12 protein-coding genes are annotated in these 13,026 nt (G+C 61.4%); 4 read left to right on the top strand and 8 right to left on the bottom strand.

Going from position 1 to position 13,026, the window contains the following annotated elements; translation table 11 throughout:
- Positions 1 to 22 precede the first annotated feature (22 nt).
- Entirely contained in the window at positions 23 to 1,156 is a 1,134-nt protein-coding gene (locus ACVWYF_RS04720) for an acyloxyacyl hydrolase (protein WP_457065149.1), read from the top strand.
- A gap of 130 nt (positions 1,157 to 1,286) precedes the next feature.
- Positions 1,287 to 1,973, top strand: a complete 687-nt coding sequence (locus ACVWYF_RS04715; RefSeq protein ID WP_457065147.1) for a hypothetical protein — start codon at positions 1,287 to 1,289, stop codon at positions 1,971 to 1,973.
- On the opposite strand, the gene ACVWYF_RS04710 is transcribed toward ACVWYF_RS04715, so the two are convergent.
- From ACVWYF_RS04710 to ACVWYF_RS04680, 7 genes are all read right to left on the bottom strand, one after another.
- Positions 1,915 to 2,949: a quinone-dependent dihydroorotate dehydrogenase gene (locus tag ACVWYF_RS04710; RefSeq protein WP_457065145.1), complete on the bottom strand. Its 1,035-nt coding sequence runs from the start codon at positions 2,947 to 2,949 to the stop codon at positions 1,915 to 1,917. The two genes, ACVWYF_RS04715 and ACVWYF_RS04710, sit on opposite strands and share 59 nt — an antisense overlap.
- Positions 2,950 to 2,955: 6 nt before the next feature.
- A complete protein-coding gene (locus ACVWYF_RS04705) occupies positions 2,956 to 4,491 on the bottom strand; it encodes a YifB family Mg chelatase-like AAA ATPase (RefSeq protein ID WP_457065143.1) in 1,536 nt (511 codons plus the stop codon).
- A 103-nt stretch (positions 4,492 to 4,594) separates the two neighbouring features.
- Entirely contained in the window at positions 4,595 to 5,185 is a 591-nt protein-coding gene (lpcA, locus tag ACVWYF_RS04700; protein ID WP_457065142.1) for a D-sedoheptulose 7-phosphate isomerase, read from the bottom strand.
- A 27-nt stretch (positions 5,186 to 5,212) separates the two neighbouring features.
- On the bottom strand, positions 5,213 to 5,701 hold the full coding sequence (locus ACVWYF_RS04695) for a hypothetical protein (protein WP_457065140.1): 489 nt from the start codon (positions 5,699 to 5,701) through the stop codon (positions 5,213 to 5,215).
- Between the two features lie 39 nt (positions 5,702 to 5,740).
- The gene (locus ACVWYF_RS04690) at positions 5,741 to 7,585 is read right to left on the bottom strand and encodes an ABC transporter ATP-binding protein (RefSeq protein WP_457065138.1); all 1,845 of its coding nucleotides are present in this window, start codon (positions 7,583 to 7,585) and stop codon (positions 5,741 to 5,743) included.
- A 21-nt stretch (positions 7,586 to 7,606) separates the two neighbouring features.
- Positions 7,607 to 7,957 carry a hypothetical protein gene (locus ACVWYF_RS04685; RefSeq protein ID WP_457065136.1) on the bottom strand — a complete coding sequence of 117 codons (351 nt, stop codon included), beginning with the start codon at positions 7,955 to 7,957 and terminating at the stop codon, positions 7,607 to 7,609.
- Between the two features lie 3 nt (positions 7,958 to 7,960).
- On the bottom strand, positions 7,961 to 9,970 hold the full coding sequence (locus tag ACVWYF_RS04680; protein WP_457065134.1) for a capsule assembly Wzi family protein: 2,010 nt from the start codon (positions 9,968 to 9,970) through the stop codon (positions 7,961 to 7,963).
- 268 nt (positions 9,971 to 10,238) lie between these two features.
- On the opposite strand from ACVWYF_RS04680, the gene upp reads away from it, so the two are divergent.
- Together upp and ACVWYF_RS04670 are read left to right on the top strand one after the other, a co-directional pair.
- The gene (gene upp, locus ACVWYF_RS04675) at positions 10,239 to 10,949 is read left to right on the top strand and encodes a uracil phosphoribosyltransferase (RefSeq protein ID WP_457065132.1); all 711 of its coding nucleotides are present in this window, start codon (positions 10,239 to 10,241) and stop codon (positions 10,947 to 10,949) included.
- Positions 10,950 to 11,067: 118 nt separating this feature from the next.
- Positions 11,068 to 11,520, top strand: a complete 453-nt coding sequence (locus ACVWYF_RS04670) for a hypothetical protein (RefSeq protein ID WP_457065130.1) — start codon at positions 11,068 to 11,070, stop codon at positions 11,518 to 11,520.
- 77 nt (positions 11,521 to 11,597) lie between these two features.
- Here the strand turns inward: ACVWYF_RS04670 and ACVWYF_RS04665 are convergent, their stop codons facing one another.
- Positions 11,598 to 13,007 carry a DEAD/DEAH box helicase gene (locus tag ACVWYF_RS04665; RefSeq protein WP_457065127.1) on the bottom strand — a complete coding sequence of 470 codons (1,410 nt, stop codon included), beginning with the start codon at positions 13,005 to 13,007 and terminating at the stop codon, positions 11,598 to 11,600.
- Positions 13,008 to 13,026 lie beyond the last annotated feature (19 nt).

The following is a 13,026-nucleotide window of genomic DNA, read 5'->3' as shown; positions in this document are numbered from 1 at the left end:
TTTGAAGGTAAGGAAGACCATAATGCCGGTGCTGCTATGGGGCTTGACGGCCGCTCGGGTGCTGGCTCAGGCCCCGGATACCGTTGCGCAGGTGGCACCCCGCGCCCCGCTCATAGTGGGCGTGTATGCGCAGGGTAGCATCATCATGGCGCACACCTACGCCATCCGGCACCTGGTGGCCTCCCATCCCACGGGCTTCGAGGTGAACCTGCAGCGCCAGACCACCGGCGCGGCCCCGTGGCACGCCTGGTACAAGTACCCGAAAGTGGGGCTGGCGCTCACGTACTACGACTTTCATAACCCGGTGCTGGGCTATGTTTTCGCGGCCAGCCCCTACATCAGCAAGACGTTTTCGCGCGGGCCGAAGCACGATTTTAGCTTCCGGCTGGGCGCGGGCCTGGCCTACCTCACCAACCCTTACAACCAGGAAACCAACCACAAAAACACCATCGCCAGCTCGGCCCTCAATGCCACGCTGCAGTTCCGGTTCGAGTACGACTATGCACTCACGCCGCACTTGGGCCTGCTGGTGGGCGCGGGCCTGAACCACTATTCCAACGGGGCCACCACCAAGCCCAACTTCGGCGTAAACCTGCCCTCGGTGGTGCTAGGCCTGAACTACCACGAGCTGCGCCCGGCCCCCACGTTCAATGCGGGCGGGCCGCTGCCGGCCGAAATCGGGACCAATTTCATCAACGTGAGTACCAGCCTGGGCTTCAAGCAGCGCACCGAGGGCGACAAGCAGAAGTACCTCGTGAACTCGCTGACGCTGGCCGTGGGCCGCCGCATCAACCGCAAATCCAACCTGCTGCTGGGCGTGGAAGGCTTCAACGACCGCAGCCTAAAAGCTACCCTGGAAGACACCACCCGCGCTGGCGGCCCGCAGCCCGACGTGAAGAAAGTGGGCGTATTCGTGGGCCACGAGTTGCTGTTTGGTCGGCTGGCGTTTGTGTCGCACCTGGGCTTCTACGTGTACGCGCCCTACAAATCGAGCACGGCCTACTACGAGCGTCTAGGCCTGAAATACCACTTCACCGACGTGGTGTTCGGGGCCATCGACCTGAAAATCCACCGCGGCGCGGCCGATGTCATCGAGTTCAAGGTCGGAGCCCGGCTACCCGGCCATCGGCCCGAGCCGGCCGCCGATTTACGCTAACGCGGTAACGCCTTCGGAAAGGTATTTCGTCGCTTCGACAGCTGTTGGCGATGCTTCGGGTAATTCCTGCGTGGCGAAGCTGCTGAATTACGCCATCTTTCGGCCGTATTCATCACCTGCCGACTGCGCCATGGAAACCTTCTTCGAAATCAACCGCTGGGTACACATTGCCGCCGGTTTCACGGGCTTTTTTATGGCCCCGGTGGCGCTGGCGGTGCGCAAGGGCGGAGAGGCGCACCGGCGCTGGGGATTAGTATTTTTCTGGGCGATGGTGGTGGCCGGAACTACGGCCATTGTGGGCTCACAGCACATTAAAAGCACTTTTCTGCTTCTCACGGCGGTGTTTAGCCTGTACATGGCAGGCTTCGGCTACCGCTCCATGTTTCTGAAAAAGCTGGCCTGGAATGCGCGCGTAGCACCGTTCGACTGGACCGTAGCCGGGGCGGGACTGGCCGTGTTCCTTGGCACGGTGGGGTTCGCGTTTTTCGCCCGCAATATTCCGGTCGGCGTGTTCGGCGCACTGGGCGCGATGACGGCCTTCCGCCAGCTGCGCGGCTATGCCAACGCTGGGCACTGGACCAAAAACCAATGGCTGCTGAACCACATTTCCGGTTTCCTAGCCTCGTACATCGCGGCTGTGTCGGCGTTTTCGGTCACCAGCCTGCACTTCATTCCTTTCCCCTACAACTTTCTGTGGCCCACGGTGCTGGGGGTGCCACTTATCCGCTATTGGCATGCGCGGGTGCGGGCGCAGCGGGCTAACCTCGCACCAGGCTCCGGTTTATCCGGCTCACCAGCGCCGGCCCTTCATAAATAAAGCCGGTGTAGAGCTGGATAAGCGCCGCGCCCGCGTCCAGCTTCTCCCGCGCATCGGCCGCCGAGTGAATGCCGCCGGAGCCAATGATGGGTAGCCCGCCATCAGAATTGCGGTGCAGGTAGCGGATGACTTCCGTGGCCCGCGCCCGCAGGGGCCGGCCGCTCAGGCCGCCCGCGCCCAGGCTGGCCACATAACCGGGTTCGGTGCTTAGGTTATCGCGGCTGATGGTGGTATTGGTCGCCACCAAACCGCTCAACTTGGTTTCGCGTGCTATTTCCAGGATGTCGTCGAGCTGCGAATCCGTCAGGTCGGGCGCAATCTTTAGGAGTAGCGGGCGTGGTATGGCGCGGGCCAGGTTGCGCTGCTGCACCTGTTGGAGCAACTCAATCAGCGGCTTTTTCTCCTGAAGCTGACGCAGGTTGGGCGTGTTGGGCGACGATACATTAACCACGAAATAGTCGACTACCTCGGCCAGGGCCTCGAAGCCGGCCACGTAATCCTCTGCGGCGCGCTCGTTGGGCGTATCCTTGTTCTTCCCAATGTTGCCGCCGATGATGAGCTGGCGGTTCGCCCGCCGGGCCAGCCGGGCCGCTACCACGGCTGCCCCGTCGTTGTTGAAGCCCATGCGGTTTATCAGCGCCTCGTCCTGCGGCAGCCGGAACAGGCGCGGCGCGGGGTTGCCGGGTTGGGGCCGGGGCGTGACGGTCCCGATTTCCACGAAGCCGAAGCCCAGCGTGGCCAGCTCATCAGTCAGCGCCGCGTTCTTGTCGAACCCCGCCGCCAGCCCCACGGGGTTCGGGAATTTCAGCCCGAAAACCTCACGCTCCAGGCTGGGATGCTGGAAATTGTAGAGGCTGCGTAACAGGGCTTTGGTGCCCGGTACCAGGGCCGCCCGGCGCAGATTGTCGAAAACGAGGTGGTGGGCGCGCTCGGCGTCGAGGTTGAATAGGAGGGGTTTGACGAGAGCTTTATACATGACAATTTATCCCGCCCAGCCCTCCCGGTCCAGGCTGCGGTATTGAATGGCTTCGGCCAGATGGTTAATCTCAATATCGTCGGTGCCAGCTAGGTCGGCAATGGTGCGGGCAACTTTCAGGATGCGGTCGTAGGCGCGGGCACTCAGGCCGAGGCGTTCCATGGCCGTTTTCAGCAGCTGGCGGCCGTCTTCGCTGATTTGGCAAATGTCCTTCACCATCTGCGGCGGCATCATGGCGTTGGAATGGATATCGGTGTAGTCGGTAAACCGCTTTTCCTGCACCTGCCGGGCATCATCCACCCGCACCTGGATTTCGGCGCTGGTCTCGGACCTGCGCGATTCCGTCATCTGGTCAAACGTCACGGGCGTGACTTCGACGTGCAAATCAATCCGGTCGAGCAGCGGGCCGGAAACCTTGTTCAAGTACTTCTGCACCACGCCAGGGCCGCACACGCATTCCTTCTCCGGATGATTGTAATAGCCACAGGGACAGGGGTTCATGCTGGCTATGAGCATGAAATTGGCTGGAAACTCAATACTGAGCTTGGCCCGCGCAATGGTCACGCGGCGCTCCTCCAGCGGCTGGCGCATCACCTCCAGCACGGTGCGCTTGAACTCGGGCAGCTCGTCCAGAAACAGCACGCCGTTGTGCGAGAGCGAGATTTCGCCCGGCTGCGGGTTGCTGCCCCCGCCTACCAGCGCCACGTCCGAAATGGTGTGGTGCGGGGCGCGGAAGGGCCGTGTGCTCAGCAGACCGCCGCCGGCTAGCTTGCCGGCTACGGAATGGATTTTGGTGGTTTCCAGCGCCTCCTGCATGCTCAGGGGCGGTAGGATGCTGGGCAGGCGCTTGGCCAGCATGGTTTTGCCCGCGCCGGGTGGGCCAATCATGATGACGTTGTGGCCGCCGGCCGCCGCGATTTCCAGCGCCCGCTTGATGTTTTCCTGGCCCTGCACGTCGGCAAAGTCAGCCGTATACTTGTTCACCGCGTGCTGAAACAGGTCGCGGGTATCAACCGTGGTGGGCGTAATTTCCAGCCGGCCCTCGAAGAAGTCGATGGCCTCCTGCATGCTGGCCACGGCAATCACGTCAAGGTTGTTGACGATGGCGGCTTCCTCGGCATTCTCCTTCGGCAGGATGATGCCTTTGAAGCCTTCCTTGCGGGCCTGAATGGCAATGGGCAGCACGCCTCGAATGGGTCGGAGCTCGCCATCGAGTGCCATTTCGCCCATAATTACGTACTCCGGCAGGCGCTCCGTCATCAGTTGCTGCGAGGCGTGTAGGATGCCCAGCGCAATGGGCAGGTCGTAGGCTGCGCCTTCTTTGCGGATGTCGGCCGGGGCCATGTTCACCACCGTTTTGGTGCGCGGCATGCGGTATCCCCGAAACTTCAGCGCCGCCTCAATGCGCTGCTGGCTCTCCTTAATGGCGTTATCCGGCAAGCCCACTACATTGAACCCTGTCCCCGCCGAAACCACCACTTCGATGATGATGGTGTAGGCATTGACGCCCTGCACGGCCGAGCCGAAGGTTTTGGTAAGCATGGTAGAATTGAAGGAGATGGGACCGTAAAGCTAAAAAGATTTCACGCAGTGTCCCGCAGGGTTTTCGTTGAACGACCCTGCGGGGCACTGCGTGAAACAACGCCTAGCCAATCACCAGCTTTTCAATCATCAGAATCATGATGTGAATCGCCTTGATGTGGATTTCCTGAATTCTATCGGCGTAGCCGGAGTGTGGCGCGCGAATCTCCACGTCGCTCAATCCCGCCAATAGCCCGCCGTCCTTGCCGGTGAGGGAAACCACGGTCATGCCCAGCTCGTGGGCGGCCTCAGCGGCGCGGAGGATGTTGGGCGAGTTGCCGCTGGTGCTGATGGCCAGCAGCACGTCGCCGGGCCGGCCCAGGGCCTCCACGAAGCGGCTGAACACGAACTCGAAGCCGAAATCGTTGGCCACGCAGGTCATGTGCGAGGCTTCGGTGATGGCGATGGCGGCCAGGGCGCGGCGGTTCTGGCGGTATCTCCCGCTGAGCTCTTCGGCGAAGTGCTGGGCGTCGCAGAGGCTGCCGCCGTTGCCGCAGGTGAGAACTTTGCCGCCAGCTTTGAGGCTGGCCGCAATGAGCTCGGCAGCGGCGGCGATGCTGGCAATGTGGGCCGGGTCGGCCAGGAAACGGTCGAGCACGGCGCGGGCTTCAGTCAGCTCGGCGCGGATGAGGTCGGGGAGGGTGGCGTCAGGCACTTTTGTGGTATTCGGTAGTCAGAAGCATTAAGCCAGCGGCGGCCGGTCGGCGGGCGGGGTGTTGCTCAGGCTGGGGTCGTTCTGCGGGAAAGTGGGCTGGGGCAGGTGGTCGGCCGTGCGGTTTTCGGTGTTGCTGGGAGCCACGGGGCGCGGGGCCACAGGGGCTTCGGTCAGTCGGCCGTCGATGGTGCGGCTGCCGGGCACGCCCACGGGAGTCGTGCTACGCTGCTGCGAATCGTACAGCTTGGCTTTCAACTCGTTAATTTTGCCTTCGTGCTGGTTGACTGCCCGGCGCAGCAACACGCTGTCAAGGTTTTCGGTAAGGAGCTGCAAAGCCATTACCACGGCCCCAATCACGAACATGACGTAGAAAAACTGCCGTTCCTGCTCAATGGCCGACAGGCCCGAACCCATGCCCATCACCGATGAGCGCACGGCGGGAACGAGGATGAACAGCAGCGCCAGCAGCAGGTAAATCATGACGGCGACGGTGACAATGCGTTTGAGGGCGAGCATGGCGGAAAAAGTTGGTTTGGGGCGAAAGATAGAGGTTTCTTAGACCAGTGCGGCGTTGGTCTGCATCGAGCTGAGGCGCTGGTATACGCCGCCCTCGCGGCGCAGCAGCTCGTCGTGCGTGCCGCGCTCCACGATGCGGCCGTGCTGGAGCACCACAATTTCATCGGCGTGCTGCACGGTGCTTAGGCGGTGGGCGATGACGAGTGAGGTACGGTTCTGCATCAGGCGCTGCAAGGCTTCTTGTACGAGTTTTTCGCTCTCGGTGTCGAGCGCCGAGGTGGCTTCATCGAGAATCAGGATGGGCGGGTTGCGCAGGATGGCGCGGGCAATGCTCAGGCGCTGCCGCTGCCCACCAGACAGGCGGCTACCCCGGTCGCCGATGACGCTCTGGTAGCCGTCGGGGCTGGCGATGATGAATTCGTGGGCGTTGGCAATGCGGGCGGCTTCCATCACCTCGGCCTCGGTGGCGGCGGTATTGAAGCGGATGTTGTTGAAAATGGTGTCGTTGAACAGGATGCTTTCCTGGGTCACGATGCCCATCTGGTCGCGCACCGAGTGCAGGGAGCAGGCGCGCAGGTCGTGGCCGTCGATGAGAATCTGGCCGGCGCTGGGGTCGTAGAAGCGGGGGAGGAGGTCGGCCAGGGTGCTTTTGCCGCCGCCGCTGCCGCCCACCAAGGCCACGGTCTGGCCTTTCTTGATGGTCAGGTTGATGTCGTAGAGCACGGGCGTTTCGCCGTAGCTGAAATTCAGGTTGTGGAACTCGATTTCGCGCTCGAAGGGCGGCAGCACCGTGGCATCGGGCCGGTCGCGAATGGCGGGCTTGGTATCGATGATGCTCAGCACCCGCTCGCCGGCCACCAGCCCACGCTGGATGTTGCCGAAGGAGCTGGACAGGGCTTTGGCCGGCGTGAGCACCTGCGAAAACAGGACGATATAGGTGATAAACGAGGCCCCTTCCAGCGTCGACTGCCCGCTCAAAATGAGTGAGCCGCCGAAATACAGCAGCCCGGCCACCACCGAAACCCCGGCAAATTCCGAAAACGGCGAGGCCAAGTCCCGCGTGTTGTCGATGCGGCGGGCGGTGCGGGCGTACTGGTCGTTCTGCTCCTCAAACTTGCCCTTGATGTAGTCCTGCGCATTAAACGCCTTGATGACGCGGATGCCGCCCAGCGTTTCCTCAATCACCGAAAGCATGGAGCCCAGCGTGCCCTGGCTCAGCTTGGCCTGCCGCCGCAGCCGCTTGGCCAGCGTGGCAATGATGCCGCCCGACAGCGGCAGCAGCACCAGCGTAAATAGCGTGAGCGGCACCGACATGTAAAACAGCACCGCGAAATACCCCACAATGGTGAGCGGCTCTCGCACCACGGCCTGGAGCGTGTTCACTACCGACGCCTCCACCTCCTGCACATCGTTGGTGAAGCGCGACATGAGGTCGCCCTTGCGCTCGTTGGCAAAGTAGCCCAGCTGCAGGCCGATGATGCGGTGGTACAGGTCGCGCCGCATGTTGCGGATAACGCGGGCCCGCACCCGCGCCACCAGCCGCAGGCTCAGGTACCGGAATACGTTGCTGAAAAATACCGAGGCCACCAGCACGATGCACGCAAAAAGCAACGCACCCAGCTTGCCCTGGTCGGTAATCATCTGGGAGAAGTAGTAGTTGAAAGCCTGCGTCACATAATCCAGCGACACCGCGAAGTGCGGCAGCGCGGTGGGGGCCTTTGCCTGCATTTGTCCGGTTTTATCAAACAGTACATTGAGCAAAGGAATGATGAGCGCAAAGTTGCCAATGCTGAAAAAGATGCCCAGCACGGTGTACAACAGGTACAGCGGCACGAAATCGGCGTAAGGCCGGGCGTAGCTGAGGATTCTTAAATACGTTTTCATAAGCAAGGGTGGCGGGCGCAGTTAAGAACGCCGGAACTCGGCAATTACTTCAATCGGCCCATCAATATGCTGGTTGAACTCAACCAGCTGTTCGGCTGGTACCCAAAGCTCGTTGTGTAGCGGGTCGCCCACGTTCTGCACGGCAAACTGCGCCAAGTATTCGGTATCAACCGCGAACCGCACCACATAGCCCACGCCGTAGTACGGCACGTTCCAGTCGCGGCTGATTTGCACGGCGTATTCCTGGTTTAGCACTGGGTAGAAAATGGGCTGTTCCGGCAGGCGCGGCGGGAAGCTGCGCCAGTTGCTGGCCGCAATCAGGTCCAACTCCTGCTGATTAACGGGGCGGTATAGGAGGGTGGTGGCAGGCATGGCCTAAAACTCGTGCAGGCGCTGGGCAATGTTCCAGCGCACGGCCAGCGAGGCGTACACCTCGTTGCCGTTGAGCGCGGGCGTAAGGGAGTAGGTCTGGTGCCGGGCAATGAGCTTGGCGTCCAGAAACAGGTTTAGGCGGGGTTGGTAGGTGGCCGTGAAATCGGTGTGTAGCAGGCGGCTTTTGTTGCCCTGGCCGGTGCGGTTGCCGAAGTCCATCGGGTGGGAGTTGTAGGGCACCAGCGGGTTGCCGCCGTAGTTGGCCAGGCTGCCGGGCGTGACTCCGGCTCCGGGAACATCATTACTCAGCGGGCCGGTTGTGATAACCTTGCCGGCGGCATCCAAGCCAAAATCCAGCCCTTGCTCGGTATAGATGGCCTTGGCCACCAGGTTCAGGCGGGGCAGCGGCTGGTAGCTGAGCACGCCCAGCACCTCGGTCAGGTTGGCCCCCATGGGGTGGGCCAGGGGCTGCTGGTAGTTGGTGTAAGCCGTGTAGTACGAAACGTGCTGGTAGGTATAAGGCCGAATGTAGTTGACTTCCGCCTGCAAATCAAGGTTGCGGATGCCGGCTACGTCGATGTACTTGGCCCCTATCTGCACGGCCTGCTTGTTGCTCCACCAGCCGTTGCCGGCGCGGATTTCACTCAGCTTGAACTCATCCAGCACTACCTGCCCGTAGAGCTGCGCGGTGTGCAGAATGTTCCACTTGAAATCGAGGCCCAGCATGGCGTTGTCAGGCGAGCCCACGTTCTGCTCGATGGCCCGGTAGAAGATGACTGGGTTCAGGTATTGCAGCTCAAAACGGTTGCTGGCCGAGCCGGCTATCACCGACTCAAACACGCCGATGTTGAAGTTATCAGTCACATCCAGGCTTAGGTGGTGCAGCGCCAGGTATTTCTTGGGGTACACCTGGTCGGCGTTGCGCTTCTCGGCCGCCAGCTCCGCAAACAGGTTCTGGTAGTTGAATTTCCAGATGCGCGTATTCAGCTTCAGAAAGAAATACGGCGCGCTGTAATCTGACAGAATCAGCGAGCGGTAGCCGTTGCCGATGAAGTTTCGGTCGTGCCCCAGCTGCACGTTGATATGCTTGGTGGCCGCATACGTAACGTATCCCCGCGCCGAAAAGAAGTCATACTGGTTGTTCTGGCCCAGCACGGCCACTTTGTAGGGCTTGAAGTAGCCCTCGTGGGGCACAATGGTATCGCGCTCCACGCGGTTGCGCACGTACTGCGGCACGCCTTCCTGGTTATCGGCCAGGAACGCATAAAAGCCCAGGCGCTGGTCGATGGTGCCCTCAATCTGCACGCCACGAGTATTCACGTAGGTGGCCCCGTCGGTGTTCTTACTGTCTTTGCCGACGGCCAGCAGCGCCACCGGGTTCACGCGCAGCGTGAAATCGGGGTTATCGACGTGGTAAAAATCGGTCTGGTCGCGGTAGAAGTAGTTGAGGAACGGCCGGGCGCTCTGGTTCAGGTCGGTGCCCTGAGCCGAGTTGGCCCAGTTGTCTTTCAGCAGGTACTGGGCGTTGAAACGGTCGGCGCGGGAGAGGCTGCCGGCGCGGTAGGCCTGGGCGCTGTCCGGGCTCAGCACGCGCTCGCCGAGGTGGGCCACGCCGGCGCGGGTGTAGGGCCGCACGCTGGTGTGCGGGTCGCGCAGCGAATCGGAACCGAATTTGATGGCGTAGCGGTCAATCAGCCGGTAAATGTCCTGGTCAAGCGGGACGTAAGTTGTGCCCTGCGTGGCCTCAAAGCCGTTGCGCGAAACTTGGGCTGGGCGTGGTGCGGTAGTGCGCGGGGCGCGGGGCGTTGCGGCGCGGCGCATGGCTTTTTCCCGGGGCTGGCGCTTGGCGCGCGGGGCGGCTACCGTATCCAGCGGCTGGTCGAAAATTAACCAGGGCGACTTTTCGGTAGCGGCGGGCGTGGGCGTACCAGCTGGGGGAGCAGCCGGTGTTTGGGCCGCAGCCGCGCCGGTCAGCAGTGCCATAATAGCCGTTAGTAGCAGAGATTTATGCATAGAATCAGATAATCCGAATAAAACCAACGCTTTGCTTCCGTGACAAAAGCCAGGCATCACCATTTTTTAACAAACCTACGCAGCAAGCCGTTGGCGGGTGAGAGAGGGCCGCCTTTGCTCCGCATCGAACTGCACCCGAATCCGCCACAGAACCGCAGGCACGAAGACGAATTCCACTCCGTTTCCTTGCCTGCTGCCCGTTTTTGTGCCAACTTCGGGGTGCCGGCCGAGCACTTTGCTTGGCCGCCTTCATCAAAATCCTGTTCGTATGGCCACGCCGCTTTCTTCCTCCGCCGCTCCGGCCTCCGCCACTCCCGATGCTGCCGAAGCTGTGGCCAACATCCACGTCGTCTGCGCCGAGCCCAGTATTGCCAACCATTTCCTGGCCGAGCTGCGCGACAAAGACGTGCAGAAGGACAGCCTGCGCTTCCGCCGCAACCTCCAGCGCCTGGGCGAAATTATTGCCTACCGCATCAGCGCCCACCTCAGCTACACCGACAAAACCATCCAGACGCCCCTGGCCGAAACCACCGGCAAGCTGCTCCACGACTTCCCCATCCTGGCCACCGTGCTGCGCGCCGGGTTGCCGTTTCATCAAGGTTTCCTGAATTATTTCGACCAGTCGCCCAGCGCCTTCGTGGCCGCCTACCGCATCGAGGGCACGGCCCAGGTGCAGGTGCAGGTCGATTACCTCTCAGCCCCCAGCCTCGATGAGCGGGTTCTCATTTTGGCCGACCCTATGCTGGCCACCGGCAAAAGCTTGGTGCAAACCTACCGCGCCATGCTGCGCTTCGGGATGCCGCGTCAGGTTCACATCGCGGCCGTCATCGCCTCGCCCGAGGGCTTGGCCTACGTGGCCCGCGAAATCCCCGAAGCCACGCTCTGGGTGGCGGCCATCGACGAAAAACTGAACGAGCACGCCTACATCATTCCCGGCCTGGGCGATGCCGGCGACCTGTCTTACGGCAGCAAGCTGTAGTACCCTATTTGCGGGTACCGAAAATGGAACCCTGCCCCACCAAACGGGGTATCTTTGCCATGCGCCCACCCCGCGTTGTAGTCTCCCTCTCACCTGCTGCCTGCCTTTTCGTTTCGTCGTGCTCCATCCCGCCCTTAAATGCGCGTCCGTGTTCCTGTTGAGCACGGTCAAGTTTTTGGGCGGTCCGCTGGCCGGCACCTCCATGGGCCTGCGCTTCTGGCCCACGCTGGGCCTCACCGTGGCGGGCATGATGACGAGCGTATTCATCTTCTCGGGCGTGGGCCGCGTCTGGATGCAGCACCGCCAGAAGCAGCGCCGCCTGCGCCGCGAACCCATATTTTCCAGGAAATCGCGCAACATCATCAAGGTGTTCCGCAAGTTTGGGATGGGCGGCATCGCCTTTCTCACGCCTATTCTGCTCTCGCCCATCGGTGGCACGGTCATCGCTACGCTGCTGGGCGTGCCCCGGCAGCGCATCATGCTGCACATGTTTTTGAGCGCGGTATTCTGGGGCGCGGCCCTCACCTTCGCCAGCATCCACTTCGGGCACCTCATCCACCACGGGAAATAGTGGTTAGTAATTAACGGTTAGTGTTGTTCTATCTGAACGGCACTAATCACTAACCGTTAATTACTAACCACTAAAGACTACCGCCCGCGCCGCTTTAGCGCCTTCACACCGGGGTTCGAGCCACCCTTTTTGCCCACAAATGCCTTCGAGCCCTTGGTGCTCTTTTTCTGGCCTTCGGCAAAGGGTTTGCCGGTGCGCTTGTCAATCGTCACGCCGGGCTTAATCCACTCCTTTTTCTCGTGGAATGCGCCTTTGAAAGTGGGGTCCAGCTTCTTGCGGCGCTCGTCTAGCTCGCGGCCCATTTTCTGCTGCTCCTCAAAGGGAGTTTCCTCCACTACCACTTCTTCGGGCAGCGGCAGCAGTTCAATTTTCTGGTTGATAAGCAACTCGATTTCGGCTACATGTACCATCTCGGCCTCGTTGGCGAAGGTGATGGCCGCACCAGTGTGCAGCGCCCGACCTGTGCGACCTATCCGATGCACGTAGTCGTCATGCACAATGGGCACATCGAAATTGATAACGTGCGTCACCTGCGGCACATCGATGCCGCGAGCGGCCACGTCGGTGGCCACCATGTAGCGCACTTCGCCGGCCTTGAACGAGTCCATGCTGTTCATGCGCGCGTTCTGGCCCTTGTTGCCGTGAATCACGCGCACCTCGCCGGCTGGGGCCTTGCGCTCCAGGAAGTGGGCCACTTGGTCGGCGTGCTGCTTGGTGCGGCAGAAGAGCAGCACCCGCGTCATCGTATCAATGTCGCGGTGCAGCAGGAAGTGCAGCAGGTTGATTTTGGTGAGCAGGTTGGGGGCCTCATACATTACCTGCGATACCGTGGAGGCCGTTTTGGCCGGCGGACTCACCTCCACCCGCACTGGGAATTCCAGGAATTCCTCACTCAGTGTGGTCACGCGTTCAGGCATGGTGGCCGAAAACAGCGCATTCTGCCGCTTGCGCGGGATAATTTCCAGGATGCGCCGAATCTGGGGCATGAAGCCCATGTCCATCATCTTGTCGGCTTCGTCCATCACCAGCGTTTTCAGGTCGGTGAGCCGCACCGCGCCCTTCAGGTAGATTTCCAGCAGCCGGCCCGGCGTAGCAATCAGCACGTCGAGGCCGGCGGAGATGGTTTCAATCTGGGTTTTTGGTCCCAGGCCGCCGTAAATGGCGAAAATGCGCAGGTCCGTATTCACCGCCAGCGCCTTCAGGTGCTTCTCAATCTGAATGGCTAGCTCCCGCGTGGGAGCCAGTACCAGCGCCCGTGGATTGTTGCCTTGGGCATATTTCACCTTCATGAGCAGCGGCAGGCCGAAGGCGGCGGTTTTGCCGGTACCGGTCTGGGCGATGCCCAGCACGTCGTGCCCGGCCATCAATAACGGGATAGTCTGAATCTGTACCGGCGTGGGCACGGTGAAGCCCGCATCGGCCACGGCCGTTAGGAATTGTTTGTTGAGCTTGAAATCGTTAAACGATGGGGTGGTATTGGGTTCCATTCGGCAAAGGTCGGGATTT

The sequence above is a fragment of the Hymenobacter sp. UYAg731 genome (assembly GCF_054061335.1).
This window is presented reverse-complemented; position numbering and strand designations above follow the sequence as displayed.